Annotated in this window: 14 protein-coding genes; all 14 read right to left on the bottom strand. The window is 43.8% G+C overall.

Going from position 1 to position 20,964, the window contains the following annotated elements:
* Positions 1-179: 179 nt before the first annotated feature.
* On the bottom strand, positions 180-2,030 hold the full coding sequence (locus tag ACOJR9_RS09410) for an alpha-amylase family protein (RefSeq protein WP_420936094.1): 1,851 nt from the start codon (positions 2,028-2,030) through the stop codon (positions 180-182).
* A 282-nt stretch (positions 2,031-2,312) separates the two neighbouring features.
* Entirely contained in the window at positions 2,313-3,212 is a 900-nt protein-coding gene (locus ACOJR9_RS09405) for a PEP-CTERM/exosortase system-associated acyltransferase (RefSeq protein ID WP_420935980.1), read from the bottom strand.
* A gap of 90 nt (positions 3,213-3,302) precedes the next feature.
* Positions 3,303-3,809, bottom strand: a complete 507-nt coding sequence (locus tag ACOJR9_RS09400; protein ID WP_420935979.1) for an RNA methyltransferase — start codon at positions 3,807-3,809, stop codon at positions 3,303-3,305.
* Positions 3,810-4,569: 760 nt separating this feature from the next.
* Positions 4,570-5,409, bottom strand: a complete 840-nt coding sequence (locus tag ACOJR9_RS09395; RefSeq protein ID WP_420935978.1) for a patatin-like phospholipase family protein — start codon at positions 5,407-5,409, stop codon at positions 4,570-4,572.
* Positions 5,410-5,738: 329 nt separating this feature from the next.
* Complete coding sequence (locus ACOJR9_RS09390) at positions 5,739-7,232, bottom strand: tryptophan halogenase family protein (RefSeq protein WP_420935977.1); 1,494 nt, start codon at positions 7,230-7,232, stop codon at positions 5,739-5,741.
* A 189-nt stretch (positions 7,233-7,421) separates the two neighbouring features.
* On the bottom strand, positions 7,422-10,343 hold the full coding sequence (locus ACOJR9_RS09385; protein ID WP_420935976.1) for a TonB-dependent receptor: 2,922 nt from the start codon (positions 10,341-10,343) through the stop codon (positions 7,422-7,424).
* Positions 10,344-10,729: 386 nt separating this feature from the next.
* Positions 10,730-11,602, bottom strand: a complete 873-nt coding sequence (sucD, locus tag ACOJR9_RS09380; protein ID WP_420935975.1) for a succinate--CoA ligase subunit alpha — start codon at positions 11,600-11,602, stop codon at positions 10,730-10,732.
* A complete protein-coding gene (gene sucC, locus ACOJR9_RS09375) occupies positions 11,602-12,768 on the bottom strand; it encodes an ADP-forming succinate--CoA ligase subunit beta (protein ID WP_420935974.1) in 1,167 nt (388 codons plus the stop codon). Before sucC ends, sucD begins: the two co-directional genes overlap by 1 nt.
* Positions 12,769-12,921: 153 nt before the next feature.
* Positions 12,922-14,439 carry a 2-oxoglutarate dehydrogenase complex dihydrolipoyllysine-residue succinyltransferase gene (gene odhB / locus ACOJR9_RS09370; RefSeq protein ID WP_420935973.1) on the bottom strand — a complete coding sequence of 506 codons (1,518 nt, stop codon included), beginning with the start codon at positions 14,437-14,439 and terminating at the stop codon, positions 12,922-12,924.
* Between the two features lie 9 nt (positions 14,440-14,448).
* Positions 14,449-17,268, bottom strand: a complete 2,820-nt coding sequence (gene sucA, locus ACOJR9_RS09365) for a 2-oxoglutarate dehydrogenase E1 component (protein ID WP_420935972.1) — start codon at positions 17,266-17,268, stop codon at positions 14,449-14,451.
* A 174-nt stretch (positions 17,269-17,442) separates the two neighbouring features.
* Entirely contained in the window at positions 17,443-18,153 is a 711-nt protein-coding gene (locus ACOJR9_RS09360; RefSeq protein ID WP_420935971.1) for a succinate dehydrogenase iron-sulfur subunit, read from the bottom strand.
* A 14-nt stretch (positions 18,154-18,167) separates the two neighbouring features.
* A complete protein-coding gene (gene sdhA, locus ACOJR9_RS09355; protein WP_420935970.1) occupies positions 18,168-19,940 on the bottom strand; it encodes a succinate dehydrogenase flavoprotein subunit in 1,773 nt (590 codons plus the stop codon).
* A gap of 1 nt (position 19,941) precedes the next feature.
* Positions 19,942-20,289 (bottom strand): succinate dehydrogenase, hydrophobic membrane anchor protein, encoded by a 348-nt coding sequence (sdhD, locus tag ACOJR9_RS09350; RefSeq protein WP_032094187.1) that lies wholly within the window; start codon positions 20,287-20,289, stop codon positions 19,942-19,944.
* On the bottom strand, positions 20,283-20,657 hold the full coding sequence (sdhC, locus tag ACOJR9_RS09345; RefSeq protein WP_420935969.1) for a succinate dehydrogenase, cytochrome b556 subunit: 375 nt from the start codon (positions 20,655-20,657) through the stop codon (positions 20,283-20,285). The genes sdhD and sdhC overlap by 7 nt, the downstream gene beginning before the upstream one ends.
* Positions 20,658-20,964: the final 307 nt, after the last annotated feature.

The raw sequence follows: 20,964 nt of genomic DNA, 5'->3' as shown, positions 1-20,964 counted from the left end.
CTACCTGGGAACTAGGGCGTGTTAACGAAAAAGCCACTAGGCTTGCTTAATACAAACAAAGTGGCTTATATCAGAGACTTTTATTAGAGGCTGCTATGAAAGGCGCCTAACGAGACTGCTTTTCAAGCTTGTGCCTGGGCTCTTAATAAAAGTCACAAAAAAGACAATACGATTCACCCTTACAGTTCAAAAACCAGCGTCTCTAGGCCCTCAAGCGTAACTGATGAAGTTACAGTGCCGTCTGTAGCGTCTAATGCGAGTGGGTTTTCGCCGACCAAAGGCTTAAGCAACGACGGTATTTCTGACTCTGCAAACAAAGACGTGGGGAAAATAAGCTGCATGTCTTTTACAGGCTGTTCTGAGAAATTAGTAACAACAATAAACCCTTTATCTTGTGAGCGCCTTGCAAACGCAAACTGTTGCTCACTGTAATTATTACTTGGCAGGCTTTGAGAGGTGCGGCTATTTGAGTTTTGAATTTGTGAAGACGAGTTATCATCCTGCGCATTACTCAAGTTGATGTCGTGCAGACTGATAAAATCGCCGTTCACTGCACCATGATTGGCGGCAATAGCCATTATAGACTCATAGAAATTTCGTAAAGACTTTTCTTGCTCTGTGGATGCACCGCCATCAAACTTTCCATTGTTCATAAAACGCTGATGGGCAGGCACGCCGGCATAATCAAAAATAGTGGTCCGAGTAGGATCGCCAAATCCCATATCTTCACTTCCGTCCTCCCCCACGTCTTGGCCAAAATAAAGTAGCGTTGGAGAGCTGCTAATCAGTGCGCTCACCGCCAGTGCTGGCTTACCCTTCTCTGCACTACCTGCAAAATCCTCACTGGCAATACGTTGTTCGTCGTGGTTTTCGAGAAAGTGAAGCATATGGGGTGCAATATCAGAAATTTGATTGTGAACAGACACCAGATCACTGACCTTTCCAGAGCCCTGCATAATGGCCTTAAGCGTATCGTAAAAGCCAACTTTATCGTACAGATAGTCCATCTTGCCTAAGTGTATATAGTCTCGGTATTTGGACGGTTGATATACTTCTGCCAATAAAAACGCGTCAGGCGAACGTTGTTTAATACTGCTGTTTAAGAATGACCAAAATTCGACAGGTACCATTTCTGCCATGTCGTAACGAAAACCGTCGACACCTTTATTTAACCAATAATGGGCAATGCTTTGAAACTTGTACCAGGAATCAGGTAAAGATTTGTCTTTCCAAAAATTCATATGTTCGCTATACGACTTCTCAGCGTATTGTGCAGGTAACGTGGGGAAGTCGTAGGTGCCATCAGGCTTCACACCGTAGTTTATTTTAACGGTTTCATACCAGTCGTTAATGTCGGGCTTAGCAGCTCTTGCTCCGTTTCCCGTCCATTTTGCTGGGTATTCTTTAAATTCACCATCAGCTAAGGGATGTTCGTCTCCGCCAAGAGTTTCATAGCCTTGTGCGGTAGGTACTTCAAATGCTTTATCTACTACATAGTAAAAATTGTTGTCTCTTGCATACACCACTGAAGTATCGTCGCTGTGACCAAAGTTGGTTTGTCCCTCGGGCAATGATAACGATTGATAGCTGCGGGCAACATGGTTTGGAACAATATCAATAATCACCTTCATGCCATTTTCGTGGGTACGCTTTATGAGGGCTTCAAACTCTTCCAATCTGTTTGCTGGATTTAGCGCGAGGTCAGGATTTACGTTGTAGTAATCTTTCACTGCATAGGGGGAGCCTGCACGGCCTTTTACTACATCGGGGTCGTCTTGTGATATTCCATAGTCGCTGTAGTCGTTGATAACTGCGTGATGTGGCACGCCTGTATACCACACATGGCTGGTACCCAGCGCTTTTATACTAGAAAGTGCAGCATCATTGATATCGGCGAACTTACCCACTCCATTGTCTTCGATGCTACCCCATGGAATATTCGCTGTATTTGTATTTCCATAGAGGCGCGTAAAAAGCTGGTACACCACCGGCTTCCCTTTATTTGATGACAGGTTTTTAGCGGTAGACATAAAAATACCATTTTGTTCATCAATCGACATAAAACCCGAGAGTTCTGCAGCATCAAGCTCCTGATCTTGTTGCTTTCTCATTGTGACAGTATCAGAACAAGCTAGAAGGGTTGAGACCACAATAGCACCCGTCATGGGTTTTCGAAACGAAGAAATAGTAAATGAAGATATATTTATAATTGGCATCGTATTGATTACTTCAACTCTTTGAATGCCAATAGGATACGCGTTAACGCATTGTTAAAAAATATGCATACGTATTCAAACCAAAAAAACCTAATGCTAGGCTGCTGCTGACACCTTATTGCCACCTTTCTCGATGCACGGAATGTAAGGTGTAGTGGTATTAAGGTCGATATTCATTTCGTTCAAAGTAGGCTGAATACTCAGGTGAATCTCTTTCTGAAAGCGCTTTAATGTGGTTGAAAGTTCACTAACCAACGTAGATGGAGAGACTCTATATGGTACTCGCTGCCCTCTAAAATTTATAGCTTTGCCAACTTCATTAAAGTTTATGCCAAAAGCCTTCATTCTTCTCGCTAACTTTGGCTCCATAAGCACGTAAGCATGCGACATATTCAAATGCAAACATACACTGGTCGCCATGAGATAAAGCGCAATTGAAAGATAAGGTAATTGCTCAATATTGAATTCAATAGTGTTATCTTTCTTTACTCTTGCCAGTTTTTCACTTGGCAACACTTTCGTTTTAAACTGCCTGACCCGAAACTCTCTTGGAATTGCTAGGCGAGAAATTTCGCACACGCCATCAGAGACTAAACTAGAGGGCAAAAGTGACGAGCATGAAAATGCATCAGAAAATTTATCTTCCAAGGGGAGCGCGCTAATGCCATGTTGAGGTAATACTAATCGTATCGTACCTGCGCACTCTCCTGTAGGGAGGTGCTTTATATAACAGTTAACTGCCCTCTCGTCGTACTTATCAACCTCAAGAGACGACGCTCTTGTCTGCTCAAACTTCATTTCTTCGCAGTAGACTTTATGGCGTGTTTTAAAACTTACATCTCTATCTTTTTCATCGTTAGCTACAACGAGTTGATAACGACTGAAAAAGAAACGGACAATTTCTTCGTCTAGCGAGGGTTGCTTGGCAAAAATACTTGTTAGCATGGATGGTAAATTGTTGAGTTTCTGAAAAACCACATGATTAAATTTACTCATTGCTTTTTTTGTTCTTGTAATCAACGCAAAACTCCCAAATTTTTGTTATTTTGGTAAGCGTCCTAGCTCACATGAAACACCAACAAGCGATTAAATTTTCGTTGTGTTATTTGTGTCTCTACTGCTTCGTATTAGCGCATCCCCACTAACAAAATCAGACTTAGACAATCTATCGTACAACAGCACATTTGCCGTAGCGGCCAAGTTCATACATGAATATGTTGGTATGTAAACAACATGGTCACACCACATAAGAACATCACTAGGCACACTTCCATCCTCTGGACCCAGTATATAAAACGCATTCTCTGGATGTTTGAAGTGCGGTAATGGTACGGCACCTTCCACTAACTCGACACACACTACTTTTGCCCCTTCAGGCACAACGTCATTTAAACTATCTACACCAATAGTAGGAATCACTTTATGAAACGCTTTTGTATCTGCGTTAAATTCTTTTGCCAACCTGTATCTCTGCCCCGTATAGAATACAGAAGCAACACCATAGCAGCCAGCAGCCCTTAAAATGGAGGCAACATTTACCGGATTTTTTGGGTTAATTAAGCCAATTGAGACCCTTTGTTTTGCCAATTCCATACTTCAGCTCAATTCATTGTTTTTAGTGTAAGCGGATACTGCCACTTATTCTTAGCACCTTCCACATAAGGTTACGCTAATTAGGCTAAGGTATAAGTTTTAACCCCTTTCACTGGGCACTTAAAGACAAATTGAGTAGAAAAACACCAAAACACATCAAGGAATTGAATTTAAACTGCGCGCTCCGACTGTATATTCTGTTTAGGGCAAGCAATTTATGAACCAGAAGTACGTAGAAATTACAGTACCCCTCGGTAAATATTTTACAATAGTCTAGGTTGAGTACAAGGGAAGTATAGTTAAAACCTTTACACTAATGAAAATGAGTTAAAGTTTAAAATTTATATATTTGTCATAAACTTAACTAAAGTCACATGACAACTTGTCTTTTAGAGTTCACGATAACGATAATCCCTCAACTTTTAAAATTTGACTACCAGATGGAACAAAAGGCAGAAGCTCTCAAAATAAGGAAAGATCGTTCATTTAAATGTATGTAATTGGGTACAGTGTAAGAGACTGATTTAGCGTATGTAAACATCATTTCACTGATACGATGAATGAATTTTGAGCTGCAACATCGTTATGTATCAAATTACATACGCCGTTGCCTATCAAATTAACATACTCGTTATTAATAACCCCGAACCCCCATTAACCTCGCGATGCTTGCTAACGTTGTAATAAAAGACAACTCTTTACAATACAACGAGCAACACAGACTAAACGTTGCTAACAAAGAGGGAAATAAAGTCAATGTCTAGGCGACATCCTTAATTAGGCCGGATAAGAAACGCCTTCCCATTCTTCTGCCTTGAGCATAACCTCGTAAAAGCTTCTTTTTGTCCATGGTTAAGCGCTTAACGCAAAAAGAGGAGTCTGGAGCAATAATGTGTATTTTGCAGTCTGCGGGAGGGGTAATCAAAAAGTCCAAAGTCTCGTTATAGGTTTTTGATCGATTAATGAGTGTTTGCAGCAATTCTGGTTGCTCTCGGAACATTTTTTCTAACAACCATGGAGATTTCAGTTCGGGTTTTGTAAACCCGAGTGGTTGAGACAAAATAACGGTGATATCTCGCGCTCCCATATCATAAGCTTGCCTTGCTGGTATAGCATCAGCGACACCGCCATCAACATAGCGGCGACCAGAAATAACCGGCTGTTCTCTAAAAGCAGTAGGTAAAGCGCAAGAAGCAACCATAAGATCATCAATGTTATCTTCGTTTGCTTGAAAGTATTCACAACGTCCCGAGATGACGCTGGTAACACCTACAAAAAGATTGATGTCGGTTCCAGTATGAGGTGCACGTATACCAAGAGACTGTTTCGAATGATGCCACAACCAATGAACATCGGTCATATGGCCACCTTTAACAAAGCGCAGTGGACTAAAAAACTCTCGCTTAGTCGCATATTGCAAAATAATTTTTTTACTTAAACCCTGCATTTTAGTGACATAGGTAGACAGGTTAGTCGCCCCTGCAGACACACCAATTGCAAAGTCGAAGGAAAAAAAGTGTTCATCCATAAACTTATCTAACACACCTGCGGCAAATACACCTCGCATAGCGCCGCCTTCGACGACTAACGCTCGTTTCATAAATGTCTCCTTCCCTGTTATAGCTATTGCGTGTAAGTACCATCAATAAAGCGTGAGATACAAAATTCGCGCCACTAATACAGCAGACCAAATTAGCAATGCATCGGATTGTCTTTAGAAGATGTAATAAGAGTGGAAATAAAACCCGCAATAAAATTGATATTGCCGGTTTTGCGGTACGGTATTAATCATAAACCTTGTGTGTGAAGATTACCTGCGATGGCATTACGAATTGAAGTCGGGTATAAGTCCCTTATCGCACCAAAAAGATGAAAGTTCGCCCCAATTTAGCGATATCAACCATGTTTAAAAAGCTATTACTCAGCTTTTTACAAACCGCAAAACTGTTTAATAAACCTATCGTGGGTCGCAATTTTTCCCACTGGCTCATTTTTAATGTTTTTGATATTCCGCATTAACCCTAAGAGTTTCTCATCTGACATGGCATCTGCCAGTGGGTGGTAATCGTTAGCGTCAATGCCCTGCCCCATCATTACCTGTAACCAGGAACTCTCTAAGAAAAGGTCGTTTTGCTCTCTAAAAATATTTCCCGATGCTTTAAATAACTCTATTTTATGGGTGAGGCTTTTTGGTACTTCCATGTTTCTCACGTCACGCCAAAACTGACTGTCGTTACGTTCGTTTACATGATAATGCAATATGATAAAGTCGCGAATTTGCTCGTATTCCAACTTAGATTGCTGATTGTACTCATCTATCTGTTCTTGCCTAATGCCATTGTGCGGAAACAGATGAATTAAACGCACCACTGCTGATTGAATAAGGTGAATACTGGTCGATTCCAACGGCTCTAGGAAGCCGCTAGCCAGTCCTACCGCAATCACGTTTTTGTTCCACTGCTTGCGTCTACGACCAGTTTTAAAGCGTATAAAATTAGGGTCGGCCAGTGGCTTGGTATCGATATTATTAGATAAAATATCTAGCGCCTGATCGTCATTGTAATAGTTACTGCTGTAAACAAGGCCATTGCCGTTACGATGCTGTAAAGGAATACGCCATTGCCACCCAGCGCTATGCGCAATTGAGCGAGTAAAAGGGCTCGTGTTTTCATGACGCTCTGAGGGCATTGCCACAGCGCGATCACATGGTAACCAATGCGACCAGTCTTCATAGCCGGTATTGAGGGTTTGTTGGGTAAGCAAACCGTTAAACCCAGAGCAGTCGATGAAAAGATCACCGCGTATTGAGGTGCCATCTTTTAACATGAGGGCTTTTATATAGCCGTCTTCGGTATGCTGCTCTACCCGCTCTATAATCCCCTCTTTACGAACAACCCCCATTTCTTCACATTTTTTACGAAGAAAGCGGGCGTAAAGCGAAGCATCAAAGTGATACGCATAGGGCATCTCAATGATGGGATCAGGGGATTTTATATGAGCAAACTTTCCCGCCTCGCAGGCCAGATAGTTGAGGTCGTATTCCCAAATAGAGTCTTTCAAACCCAATTTTTGCGCGCGTTTAAAATAATGATGAAAATGGCAAAACGCAAAACTTTTACCCGGCGCACCAAAGGTATGGTAATAACTATCCCCCTGATCTTTCCAATTCTCGAAACGAATAGCCAACTTCATGGTAGCTTTAGTCTCTCTGAGAAATTCTTTCTCATCCAAACCCAGCATCTTATTAAGCAGTATAATGGGTGGTATCGTCGCCTCTCCCACACCGACGGTACCAATCTCTTCTGATTCTACTAATGTTACGTGAACGCAAGAACCTAATAGACGCTTGATAACCGCGGCTGAGATCCAGCCAGCTGTTCCACCACCCACTATTACTACATGTTTTACTGCTGTGTTTGTCATAGTTTTGCCATTGCTACTTGTAAACTTCACCTTTTTATTTGCGCTTGAGCGTTGTGAACTTGTTTAAACACTCATAAAAGAAGGGGGTTACGATAAAAGGCCCCAATCAGCATGACTACTTGAGGCCTCCATTTAAATGTTTCTAATTTTGTTTATACCACTCTCAACGTGAGCGGCACAAGTTACGGATTAGAATGTATAGTTAACACCGAGTAGGAAGTTACGCCCATACTGTTGGAACTCAGTAATTTGACGCGCGTCACCTGGGTTAGTGCGGATAGTAGGCTCATCTGTTAGGTTTTGACCTTGCAGAGTAACGCGTAAACCGTGAAGCGCTTCAATGCCAGACTCACTAAAGTCATAACCAATTTGAGCGTCCCACTGTTCAACACCAGCATCTTGGATCTGCGCTAGTGAGAGGCTTTGAGCTCTTGTTTCTGTGCTAAAGGCATCACGCTTGGTGCCAGAAACACGGATTTCAAACCCATTGCTTTCATAAAACGCTGTTAATGAGTAGGTTTCATCTGATAACCCTGGTACTGCATCACCATTGTCTAAACCACCGTCTAGGAACGTTGCGCTTGCAAACATACCGAAACCTTCAAGTGATTCGTGGAACAAGTCAAACGGAAAACTACCTTGAACTTCCCACCCTCTTACGAACCCCTCAAGACCGTCTTCACGGAAACTCACAACACCGTCAAATATTGCTGGAGGAACAATATCGTTCTCGTCTAACACGCCATCGTTGTTGATATCGGTTTGACCTGAAGTTTGGTGGAAACCATCAATGTATGACTCAGAAAAATCACCAATTGTTTGACCGCTAACGTGCCAGTTAGTGAGATCTTTGTAGAAGAAACTAACGGCTACGTAACCTGAGTCAGCAAAGTAATTCTCATAGGCAATATCAAATTGATTTGCTTCAAGCGGCTTTAGCTGAGCGTTACCCGAACTTGCAGACCACGGGCCGTTTGCTACGTTTTGAGAAATAATTTGCTGATCGTTAAAGGTAAAGCTAACTGTGTTGTTTGGTCTCATATCATCCATTCGTGGACGACTCAATACTTTACCCATAGCGGTACGGATAAACTGATTCTCTGCAACCTCAAAGCTCAAGTTAAGCGTTGGCAGAATGTCGCGATACGACGCACCGTCAGATATAGGCGTGACTGCCGTGAAGCCTGTAGGACCGGTTGTTGTGTTAAATCCAGTACCCGTTTGATCAACATCAATGATTTGAAGCCCGAGATTACCAGTAATGTAAACACCATTGAACTCGGTATCAATACTTAGCTTAGCGTATGCAGTCAACAAATCTTCAGTGATCGTATAAGTGTCACCTATGCGACCGTTTTCAAACAGTTCTGCTTCGGTTTCGATGTAGTAGCCACTTCTGTAAAGAGCAAGGCTGTCGTAGGCTACAACGCCTTCAACACCAATGTGACTTAAATCAGCTGTGCCTAACGGATTTGGAATAGATTCTGAATTTGGCCATAGTGGAGAAGTTAAAAAAGCACCATTGTTATCTTTAGCTTTTTCACGCTCTTGATAATTTACACCAGCGGTAAATTTAGAGAACATACCCCAATCAACAAAACCTTCAATATCAAGTCTTACTGCATCTAGGGTTTCATCAAAAATTGGCTCGTTCACAAAACCATCTTGCGCGGTATCTGGACCAAAGCCTTCAACGCCTTGGAATTGCTCAACAGGTGCTAGTGAACCGCCCCATGCCTGAGGGCCTGCTAATTGAATTAAAGATGGGTCGGTTAAATCAACGCTATCAAGCGTTGGATGATCACTGTAAACAGCCCCTGTAGATGTCATTGTCCATGAACGCGGTGTCAGTGGGCGACCTTCAACACCGGCACGACCTACACCAGAATAGCTTTCGATATCAGTAATAGTTTTATCAACTTGACCCGTTGAAACGTCTAATCTTGCCGTCCAGTTGTCGTTAATGTTGTATTCAACGTTAAGACCAAAGGTGGTTAGCTCTGCCTGCTGCTGACGCGAATCATTGCGAATTACGGAGTAGAAACCATCATAATATCCTGACGTAACCAAACCATTTTCAACGCCGGTGATGGTGTATTCGCTTGTACCCCATTCAGCACCACCTTCTTCCACACCTCTTCGAACATCGTTTTCTTCAAAATCAATGTATAGAGCGTCAAATTGAATAGTTAAATCGTCATTTGGCGCGTATTCAATAACACCGGCAATTGACGTACGCTCTAGCATGGCAGAACGAGTAAATGAATCGTTACCGCCTAAAATCACAGTACCTTCTGGAACTTCAACGGTATCTTGGCCATCGAATCTTCGTGGATTCCATAGAGGGTTACCATTGTCATCAAATGTTCCCTCTGGCGTTGTGTTAACATCAGCATATCCCCAACCACGGAAATACTTTTCTTGTCTTGGCGATTCCATATCAGCAACAACAAGAGCAACACCTAATGTGTCGTTTGCAAACTGATCAACGTAGTTAAATGATATTCTGTGACCCTTATTGTCAAAATCGGGATTGCCAGAATCTTCACCGTTCATCTCAAAGCTGCCGTTTATTGCAAATGTTTCTTTTGCTGTTAACGGGCTGACGGTTTGAATGTCGATGGTACCACCAATGCCCTGAGTCATTAAACCGGCTTCGGGTGTTTTATAAACAAGTATGTTGGAAACAATTTCAGTAGGGTACAAATCGAACTCAACCCCACGATTATCACCCATACCTAATAGCTCGCGTCCATTAAGCGTAGTACCCACGTAGTTTTCATTAAAACCACGCACTGAGAGACCACTTGTTCTGCCGTTTCTACGCTCACCGGCTAGACCTGGAAGGCGGGCTAGTGATTCAGCAATAGAGGTATCGGGTAGTTTACCAATATCTTCTGCAGAAAGTGCCTCTACAATTGAGGTGTTGTCCATTTTTATCGCTTGCGCTCGTTGTAGACTGCCGCGGATGCCACTCACTTCAATGACTTCCACTGCGGTTTCGTCAACTGCGTCTGTATCTGACTGCTGTGCTAGTGCAGGTGCACTACCAAAAGCAACGCCGCCAGCGATAAGCGCTGTCTTAATTAGGTTTGGTTTAAAGTGTTTCATAAAGCAGGTGTCCCGTAAGGTTTCAATTTTTGCCTATTTGATTGTTATTGTGACAAAGAAATGACAATAGATTACATGGCGTAATGCTATAGAGGTGTGAGTTATTGCACAATTGCTTGCATACGTATTCAATCCACTTTTTCAACAAAACATTAACATTAGCAGCAAGTTTAATTCTGTAATTTAATTACGCCAAAAGATGTAGAAACGTGGCCTTCAAGGCATTTTGTTGTACTTTTGTTTCATCAGGGCAAAATAAAATGTTAATAGAAATTTATTCATTGCTTCTATTGGAAAGTGAATAGACATAAAAAAACCCGCTGGAAGCGGGTTTTTATGACTACTTAACGTTGCTATTCAAGACAGCTACTTGGAATGCCTATCGCTTACCAGCCAGTGGTTTCGCGAAGTGCTTTGCCGATGTCAGCAAGTGAACGCACGGTTTTAACACCCGCATCTTCTAATGCTTTAAACTTCTCATCAGCAGTACCTTTACCGCCTGCAATGATAGCACCGGCATGCCCCATACGCTTTCCAGGAGGAGCAGTTACACCTGCAATGTAAGAGACAACAGGCTTAGTTACATTAGCTTTGATGAATTCAGCAGCTTCTTCTTCTGCTGTACCACCAATCTCACCAATCATAACGATAGCTTCTGTTTGAGGATCATCTTGGAACAACTTAAGAATATCGATGAAGTTAGAGCCCGGAATAGGATCCCCACCAATACCAACACAGCTAGACTGACCGAAACCTTCGTCAGTAGTTTGCTTAACCGCTTCGTAAGTAAGTGTACCGGAGCGAGAAACAATACCTACTTTACCAGGCTTATGGATGTGTCCAGGCATGATACCAATCTTACACTCTCCAGGAGTAATAACACCCGGGCAGTTTGGACCAATCATGCGAACGCCTTTCGCATTTACGTATTCTTTAACGTAAAGCATATCTAGCGTAGGAATACCTTCAGTAATACAAACGATAAGCTCGATGCCAGCATCGGCAGCTTCAACGATTGAATCTTTACAGAACGCCGCTGGTACATAAATAACTGTTGCCGTCGCGCCAGTTGCTTCTACCGCTTCACGTACTGTATTGAATACTGGAAGACCTAAGTGCTCAGTACCGCCTTTGCCTGGTGTAACACCACCAACCATTTGCGTACCGTAAGCAATCGCTTGCTCAGAGTGAAAGGTACCTTGACCACCAGTGAAACCCTGACAGATTACTTTGGTATCTTTATTGATTAATACAGACATTATTTGCCCTCCGCTGCAGCTACAACTTTCTGTGCTGCATCAGTAAGCGACTCAGCAGCAATGATATCTAAACCAGAGTTCGCTAGAACTTCACGGCCAAGCTCTGCGTTTGTACCTTCAAGACGCACAACAACAGGAACATTAACACCCACTTCTTTAACCGCACCGATGATACCTTCGGCAATCATGTCACAACGGACAATACCACCAAAGATGTTAACTAAAACAGCTTTAACGTTGTCGTCAGATAAGATGATTTTGAATGCTTCTGCAACACGCTCTTTTGTCGCGCCGCCACCAACGTCTAGGAAGTTAGCTGGCTTGCCACCGTGTAGGTTTACGATGTCCATTGTGCCCATTGCTAGGCCGGCACCGTTAACCATACAACCTACGTTACCGTCTAGTGCAACATAGTTAAGTTCGAACTGAGCAGCATGCGCTTCACGTGCATCTTCTTGAGTAGGATCTTGCATAGCTTTAACTTTAGGCTGGCGATACAACGCGTTGCCATCGATCGCTAGCTTAGCATCAAGACAGTGAAGGTCACCATCTTCTTTGATTACAAGCGGATTAATTTCAATCAATGCAACGTCAAGATCTTCAAACATCTTAGCTAGGCCGAGGAAAATCTTAGTAAATTGTTTGATTTGAACGCCAGTTAGGCCAAGTTTAAACGCCATTTCGCGTGCTTGGTAAGGCTGAGCACCAACAATTGGGTCGATTTCAGCTTTAAGAATTTTTTCTGGAGTTTCTTCAGCAACAGTTTCAATCTCAACGCCACCTTCAGTAGAAGCCATAAACACAACACGACGGGTTGTGCGATCAACTACTGCACCAAGGTACAATTCGTTTGCGATATCTGTGCAAGATTCAACAAGGATTTTGCTCACAGGCTGACCATTCTCGTCAGTCTGGAACGTCACCAAATTTTTGCCAAGCCAGTTTTCTGCGAAAGCTTTAATAGCGTCAGTATCTTTTACTAACTTAACGCCGCCAGCTTTACCGCGACCACCTGCGTGGACCTGACATTTTACTACCCACTCTTCTCCGCCAATTTTCTTTGCGGCATCTACAGCCTCTTGAGGAGTGTCTGCTGCGTATCCTTCAGAAACAGGTAAACCGTATTCTTTGAATAGCTGCTTACCTTGGTATTCATGCAAATTCATGGTGTTTCTATCCGATTATTAGTAAGACAAAAGTCGCAAATGCGACTTGATTAGTTTGGCTGATATTATTACATCAAATATCAGCGTTGCGTTAGAGGCAAACACAGCATAGACCATATTTGCCGCTAACCACAATTGCGTGAGACGGAAGTCTTATACGTCTAGTAATAGACGTGTAGGATCTTCAAGCATCTCTTTTACGGTTACCAAGAAGCCTACTGACTCTTTACCATCAACAATTCTGTGATCGTAAGAAAGCGCAAGATACATCATTGGCAAAATTTCTACTTTCCCATTAACCGCCATTGGACGATCTTGAATTTTATGCATACCCAAGATAGCGCTTTGAGGAGGATTAATGATTGGTGTAGACATTAGTGAACCAAAAACACCACCGTTCGTGATGGTGAAGTTACCACCTTGTAGGTCAGCCATTGCTAGCTTACCGTCACGCCCTTTTAGTGCTAATTCTTTAATACCTTTTTCAACACCGGCCATACCTAGGGTATCGGTATCTTTGAGAATTGGCGTTACCAACCCGCGTGGTGTTGATACTGCAATAGAGATATCAAAATAGTTGTGATAAACAATGTCATCACCGTCGATAGACGCATTCACTTCAGGGAAACGCTTAAGCGCTTCAGTCACTGCTTTCACGTAGAAAGACATGAAGCCAAGACGAATACCGTGACGTTTTTCGAAACTCTCTTGGTACTGCTTACGCAACTCCATAATAGGCTTCATGTTTACTTCGTTAAACGTAGTCAACATGGCCGTAGAGTTTTTCGCTTCTAACAAACGGTTTGCTATTGTCTTGCGAAGACGCGTCATTGGAACCCGTTTTTCAGTGCGATTTCCAACCGGTAAGTCTGGCGCTGCTTCGCTTGAAGCAGGAGCGGATGATGGCGCTTTATTGCCACCTTTCAGGTGCTTCTCAACATCTTCTTTGGTGATGCGACCATTTTTACCAGTGCCTTTAACACTCGATGCATCGACGCCTTTCTCTGCAAGCAGACGACGAACTGATGGACTTAATGCATCGCTGCTGTCATCGCTAGCATCACTATCTTCAGATGTGGCAGACGCCGCAGCGCCCCCAGAAGCGCCTTCTACAAACTTAGCAATCACTTCTTCAGCTGTTACTGTCGCGCCTTCTTCTGCAATAATTTCCGACAATGAACCATCAGCAGGAGCAACCACTTCAAGCACGACTTTATCAGTTTCTATATCGACTAAATTTTGATCACGAGATACCGCTTCGCCAACAGCAACATGCCATGTAGCAATGGTAGCATCTGCGACAGACTCAGGTAACACAGGCACTCTTACGTCAGATGTTTTGCCTGATGACGCGCTATCGGATTTATCAGCTTTTGCTGGCTTTGACTCTTTCTCAGAGTCAGACGATTCTGATTTTGCTGGAGCAGCAGCGCCGCCCTCTTCCAACTTCGCAATTACCTGCTCGCCTAGAACCGTCGCACCCTCTTCGTTCAAGATCTCACCCATTGTACCGTCCGCTGGCGCTACAACTTCTAGAACTACTTTATCAGTTTCAATATCAACCAAGTTCTGGTCTCGTTTAACTGCATCACCGGCTTTAACGTGCCAGGTTGCAATGGAGGCATCGGCAACTGACTCAGGTAGAACCGGAACTTTTATCTCAATTGTCATTTCTGTTCCTTATTTAATAGTGAGAGCGTCTTCAACCAGCGCTTTTTGCTGCTGATTGTGAACGGATACATAACCTACTGCAGGCGACGAGGATGCTTCACGACCCGCATATGTTAATTTTGCACCTTCTGGAATAGCTTGCCAGAAGTGGTGTTGGCTACAATACCAAGCGCCCTGATTTTGGGGCTCCTCTTGGCACCAAACCCAATCTTTAACGTGACTGTATTGTGCCACAACTTTCGCACATTCTTCTTGTGGGAAAGGATAAAGCTGTTCTAAACGAACAATGGCAATGTCGTTTTGTTCGTTCTTACGGCGTTGATCAAGCAAATCGTAATACACCTTACCAGAACACATTACCACGCGTCTGACGTCTTGCGGGTCTAAATCGTCTATTTCACCAATTACATTATGGAACTTACCTTCGCTGAGTTCTTCGAGAGAGGAAACAGCTAGAGGGTGACGCAATAGTGACTTGGGCGACATAACAATGAGAGGCTTGCGCATTGGACGTATCACCTGCCGACGCAGCATATTAAATACCTGAGCTGGTGTAGACGGTACGCACACTTGCCAGTTATGGTCTGCACACATCTGTAAGAAGCGCTCTAGACGCGCAGAGCTGTGCTCTGGGCCTTGACCTTCATAGCCATGTGGAAGTAGAACGGTTAACCCGCAAAGGCGACCCCATTTTGCCTCACCCGAACTTAAGAACTGGTCGAAGACAACCTGTGCACCATTGGCAAAATCACCAAACTGCGCTTCCCAAATCGTTAAACATGTTGGTTCGGCAGTGGCATAACCATATTCAAACGCCATAACAGCTTCTTCTGAAAGAACTGAGTCGTAAATTTCGATTTGACCTTGACCCTCTCTGATGTGCTGCAGAGGAAGGTAGGTAGAGCCGTCTGTCTGATTATGAAGTACAGCGTGGCGATGAAAGAAGGTACCGCGACCACTGTCTTGACCGGTAATACGGATATCTTCACCAGCATCGACGAGTGTTGCGTAGGCTAAGTTTTCTGCCATACCCCAGTCGAGTGGTTTTTCGCCAGCAACCATTGCTTTTCTATCTTGGTAGAGTTTATTCACACGAGACTGAAGCTTATGCTCTTCAGGGAAAGACGTAATAGACTCACCCAGTTCTTTGAGCTTCTCTACACTTACGCTACCGTCGTACGGTGTATCCCAATCGTGACCAAGATACGGAGACCAGTCTACGCTGTGCTCTGTCATAGGACGCCATTCTTCTACTACACAAGCGCCGTGATCGAGTGCTTCGCGATACTCTTGTAAATAGCGGTCTGCGTCACGCTGCTCAATCACGCCTTCAGCAATGAGCTGATCAGCATAAATAACCCGTGGAACAGGGTGCTTTTTAATTTTTTGATACATTAACGGCTGCGTTGCGTTTGGCTCGTCAGCTTCGTTGTGGCCATGACGACGGTAACAAACTAGGTCAATAACCACATCACGCTTAAACTTCTGGCGATATTCCAAAGCAAGCTGGGTGACAAATGCAACAGCTTCCGGGTCGTCAGAGTTAACGTGGAAGATAGGCGCCTGGACCATCTTCGCAATATCTGTGCAGTACTGCGTTGAACGAGTGTCTTCCGTCTTCGATGTCGTAAAACCAACTTGGTTATTAACCACAATGCGCACTGTCCCGCCAACGGCAAAACCGCGGGTTTGTGACATATTGAACGTTTCTTGAACAACGCCCTGACCCGCAATAGCAGAATCGCCGTGTATTGTAATTGGTAATACTGAATTCGTGTCGTTATCTCGGCGAGATAAACGGGCGCGAACCGAGCCGATAACAACTGGGTTCACAATTTCCAAGTGCGAAGGGTTGAACGCTAGTGCAAGGTGAACATTACCGCCCGGTGTAGCGAAATCTGAAGAGAAACCTGCGTGATATTTTACATCACCAGCACCTAGTGAGTCGTCATGTTTACCGGAAAACTCATCAAATAACACTGACGGGTTTTTACCTAATACGTTTACAAGCACGTTAAGACGACCGCGGTGGGCCATTCCGATAACCACTTCTTTTGTGCCCGCTGTACCAGCTTTTGTGATCAGTCCTTTAAGCATTGGAACTAGAGCATCACCACCCTCAAGGGAGAAACGCTTGGCACCTGGGAACTTTGACCCAAGGTACTTTTCCATGCCATCTGCAGCAGTAAGCCCTTTAAGGATACTAAGCTTTTCATCGCGAGAGATTTCTGGCTTCGCTTGCACAGATTCGAATTTTTGCTGTAGCCAACGCTTTTGGTCAGTATCGGTGATGTGCATATATTCGGCACCGATAGAACCACAATACGTCCTGTTCAACGATTTAAACAACTCACCTAACGGAAGCGACTCTTTGCCGATAGCATAAGAACCGACGTTGTAAACCGAGTCAAAATCGTCTTCGGAGAGATTGTGGTGAGATAATTCTAGGTCGCGAACTCTTGGCTGCTTCCAAAGACCGAGTGGGTCTAAATTAGCGTGTTGGTGACCACGGAAACGGAATGCGTTGATAAGTTGAAGAACTTTAACTTGCTTATCGTCCGAGCCACTTGACGCAGGAGCCGATGAACTGGACATTCTCGCAGTCGGTCCTAACGCAGCAAGTTGCCTAAATTGATTTTTAATTGCTGTATGATTAGTTTCTAACGCTACGCCATCAAGATTGGGGAGGTTATCGAAGATTTGCCGCCATGTATCGGAGACACTTTGCGGGTCATCCAAATAGGCTTCATACAACTCTTCAACATAGGCAGCGTTGGCACCTGCCATGTGCGAGGAATCCCACCACGCTTTCATCACGCTTTCTTGCATTTAATTTGCCTTGCTACGTTTTATAAAATCTAGTTAACAATCAAGTACTATTATAAGGCTATTCTCAACAGAACCAAGTGTTATCACTATGATTACATAAAAAAATAGCCATCCTTAGGGGATGGCTATTTAGAGCATCAAAATCTGTGACTAACTTGGTTAGTAAGATTCGAACTAAACAGCCCGAGACAGAAGCATGGACTTAATTTGACCAATTGCTTTTGTTGGGTTTAGCCCTTTAGGGCACACGCTTACACAGTTCATTATACCGTGACAACGGAACACGCTGAACGCGTCGTCAAGTTCATTCAAACGCTCGTCTGTCGCAGTATCGCGGCTATCAATTAAGAAGCGATAAGCGTGAAGCAAACCAGCTGGTCCGATGAACTTATCTGGATTCCACCAGAAAGACGGACACGATGTTGAACAACATGCACACAGGATACACTCATAAAGACCATCTAACTTCGCACGTTCTTCAGGCGACTGCAAATGCTCGCGCGCTGGCGGCTGTTTGCCATCGTTGATCAAGAACGGCTTAATCTTCTCGTACTGTGTGTAAAACTGTGTCATGTCAACAACTAGGTCACGCACTACCGGTAGACCTGGAAGTGGGCGTACAACAATTTTGCCCTTTCCTAACGCTGACAGTGGAGTAATACAAGCAAGACCGTTCTTGCCGTTCATATTTACACCGTCTGAACCACATACACCTTCACGACATGAACGGCGGAAAGATAGCGAAGCATCTTTTTCTTTCAATGCGATCAGCGCGTCTAGCACCATCATGTCTTGCCCTTCCTCTACTTCTAGAGTGTAGTCCTGCATGCGTGGTTTAGCGTCAACATCGGGGTTATAACGGTATATCGAAAATTCTAATTTCATTATCGTTACCTCTATTAATACGAACGCGCTTTAGGAGGGAATGCCTCTCTAAGTTTCGGCGCCATATTGACATCACGTTTAAGCATTCTTTCAGTGTTCGGATCGTAAACGCTGTGGCATAGCCAGTTGTCATCATCACGATCTGGGAAGTCGAAGCGGCTGTGAGCGCCACGGCTTTCTGTTCTGAAATTCGCTGCTACTGCTGTGCTGTACGCTGTTTCCATCAGGTTATCGAGTTCTAGACATTCAATACGCTGCGTATTGAAATCTGAGCTCTTATCGTCAAGGCGAGCGTTCTGTAGGCGTTCACGAATTTCGCTAAGCTCTTTCAGGCCGTCAGCCATTGCTTCACCTTCACGGAATACTGAGAAGTTAAGCTGCATGCATTTTTGCATGTCTTTTTTAATCTGAACGGGATCTTCACCCTTTCCAGTCTCTGAACTTTCCCAGCGATTAAACCTAGCCATTGCTGCGTCTAGGTCCGACTCTGATGCGTCGCGACTTGGTGCCATATCAGAAAGTGTTTTTCCAAGGTGCATACCCGTTGCGCGACCAAATACAACCAAGTCGAGTAATGAGTTACCACCTAGACGGTTTGCACCATGCACTGATACACAAGCAATTTCACCGCAGGCGAATAAACCATTAACAACTTTGTCTTTACCGTTCTCGTCTACGGCCAAGCACTGACCGTCTACGTTAGTCGGAATACCGCCCATCATGTAGTGGCACGTTGGTATTACTGGAATCGGCTCTTTAACAGGATCTACGTGAGCAAAGGTACGAGACAGCTCAAGAATGCCAGGTAGACGCGATTCTAGTACGTCTTTGCCAAGGTGATCTAACTTAAGCTTAATGTGTGTGCCCCAAGGACCTTCACACCCACGACCTTCACGAATTTCAGTCATCATTGAACGGGCTACAACGTCACGGCCTGCTAAGTCTTTAGCGTTTGGTGCATAGCGTTCCATGAAACGTTCGCCGTCTTTGTTAAGTAGATAACCACCCTCACCACGACAGCCTTCTGTAACTAATGTTCCTGCACCAGCGATACCCGTTGGGTGAAACTGCCACATTTCCATATCTTGAACCGCGACACCAGCACGTAGTGCCATACCAACACCGTCACCAGTGTTGATGTGGGCATTAGTGGTAGATGCGTAAATACGACCCGCGCCACCTGTTGCTAGTACTACCGCGCGAGACTTAAAGTAAACGACCTCGCCTGACTCAATGTCAATTGCTGTACAACCAACAACGTCACCGTCTTGGTTTTTCACTAAATCAAGGGCATACCATTCAGAAAATACTTTTGTTTTATTTTTTACGTTCTGTTGGTAAAGAAGGTGAAGAAGCGCGTGACCTGTACGGTCAGCCGCAGCTGCTGTTCGTGCCGCTTGCTCGCCACCAAAGTTTCTTGATTGTCCACCAAAAGGACGTTGATATACTTTTCCGTTTTCAAAACGCGAGAACGGTAAACCCATATTTTCCATTTCTATAATGGCTTCAGGGCCTTCCTTACACATATATTCGATTGCATCTTGATCACCGATGTAATCTGACCCTTTCACAGTGTCATACATGTGCCATTCCCAGTTATCCTCATGTGAATTACCAAGCGCAACGGTAATTCCACCCTGTGCGGACACAGTGTGAGAACGGGTTGGAAAAACTTTTGATAACAGTGCACATGACTTACCAGACTGTGAAATCTGTAACGCGGCACGCATACCTGCGCCTCCAGCTCCAATCACTACTGCATCAAACTCGTGTACGGGTAAACTCATCTTACACTCCCCACAATACAAATAGGCCGACAGCTACGTAGCCAAAAGCGATGATATTTAGTATATATTGTAATCCCGCGCGCAGACTTGTTGACTTAACATAGTCTGACAGTACCTGCCAAAGGCCGATACGTACGTGGATCATCACTGCGATTAGTGCTGCCAATGTGAAAACTTTCATAGCTAAACCAGAGAATAACCCACGCCATTCGACGTAACTTAAGCTACCGCTGGTTATAAAGTACCACGCCATGAAAATCGAGTACGCGAAAATAATTGCTGCTGTCGCACGAAGTGATACGTAATCTTGTACACCATCGCGCTTCATACTTGCTTGGTTGGTTACCATAATGCAACTCCCAATACTACGGTCAGTACAATCCATAGTGCGATTGTTGCTTTTGCACTATTGTTGCCTGACTCTAATTCTTCCCAGTGACCTAAATCCATAACAACATGTCTTAGGCCGCCTAGAATGTGATACGTCAGCGCTGAAGCTGTGCCTATTGCGACAATTTTTCCAAAGAAACCGTCCATAATTGCCTGAACATTCGCGAAGCCTTCAGGCGACTGAACAGATACTGCCCATGCCCAAATAACGAAAAGTAACGCGAAGAACATGGCAACACCGGTCACGCGGTGGAGAATTGACGAAATAGCAGAGGGCGGAAATTTAATAGTATTGAGTTCTAAATTTACTGGTCTTTGCTTTTTCACAATGTATGCCTGTTTAATCCGTAGGGATAAGAATTACTTGTGTTTATTATGTCCTGAACAAGTGAATTCGCTTTTAACCTGTTAATTGCCTCATCCATTGAGTTGTTAACAATTTGTGAACCTATCTTTAATGCTTTTAACAGAATAATTATTCTAGTATTCAAGCACCGCTGAGTATATCCAGCGTAGTATATAATTACAATTTTTTGTGTCGTAGTAAGACTTTAGTCTGAATAATCACTTAATTGGTAACTATTTTAAATAAAAAGAGATCACAATTGCTCCAAACCCGCCGTTTCTTGCGTAT

The organism is Alteromonas ulvae, from assembly GCF_048987005.1.
GTDB lineage: Bacteria > Pseudomonadota > Gammaproteobacteria > Enterobacterales > Alteromonadaceae > Alteromonas.
Note: the sequence above shows the minus strand (reverse complement) of the source record. Positions and strands in the feature narration are given on the sequence as shown.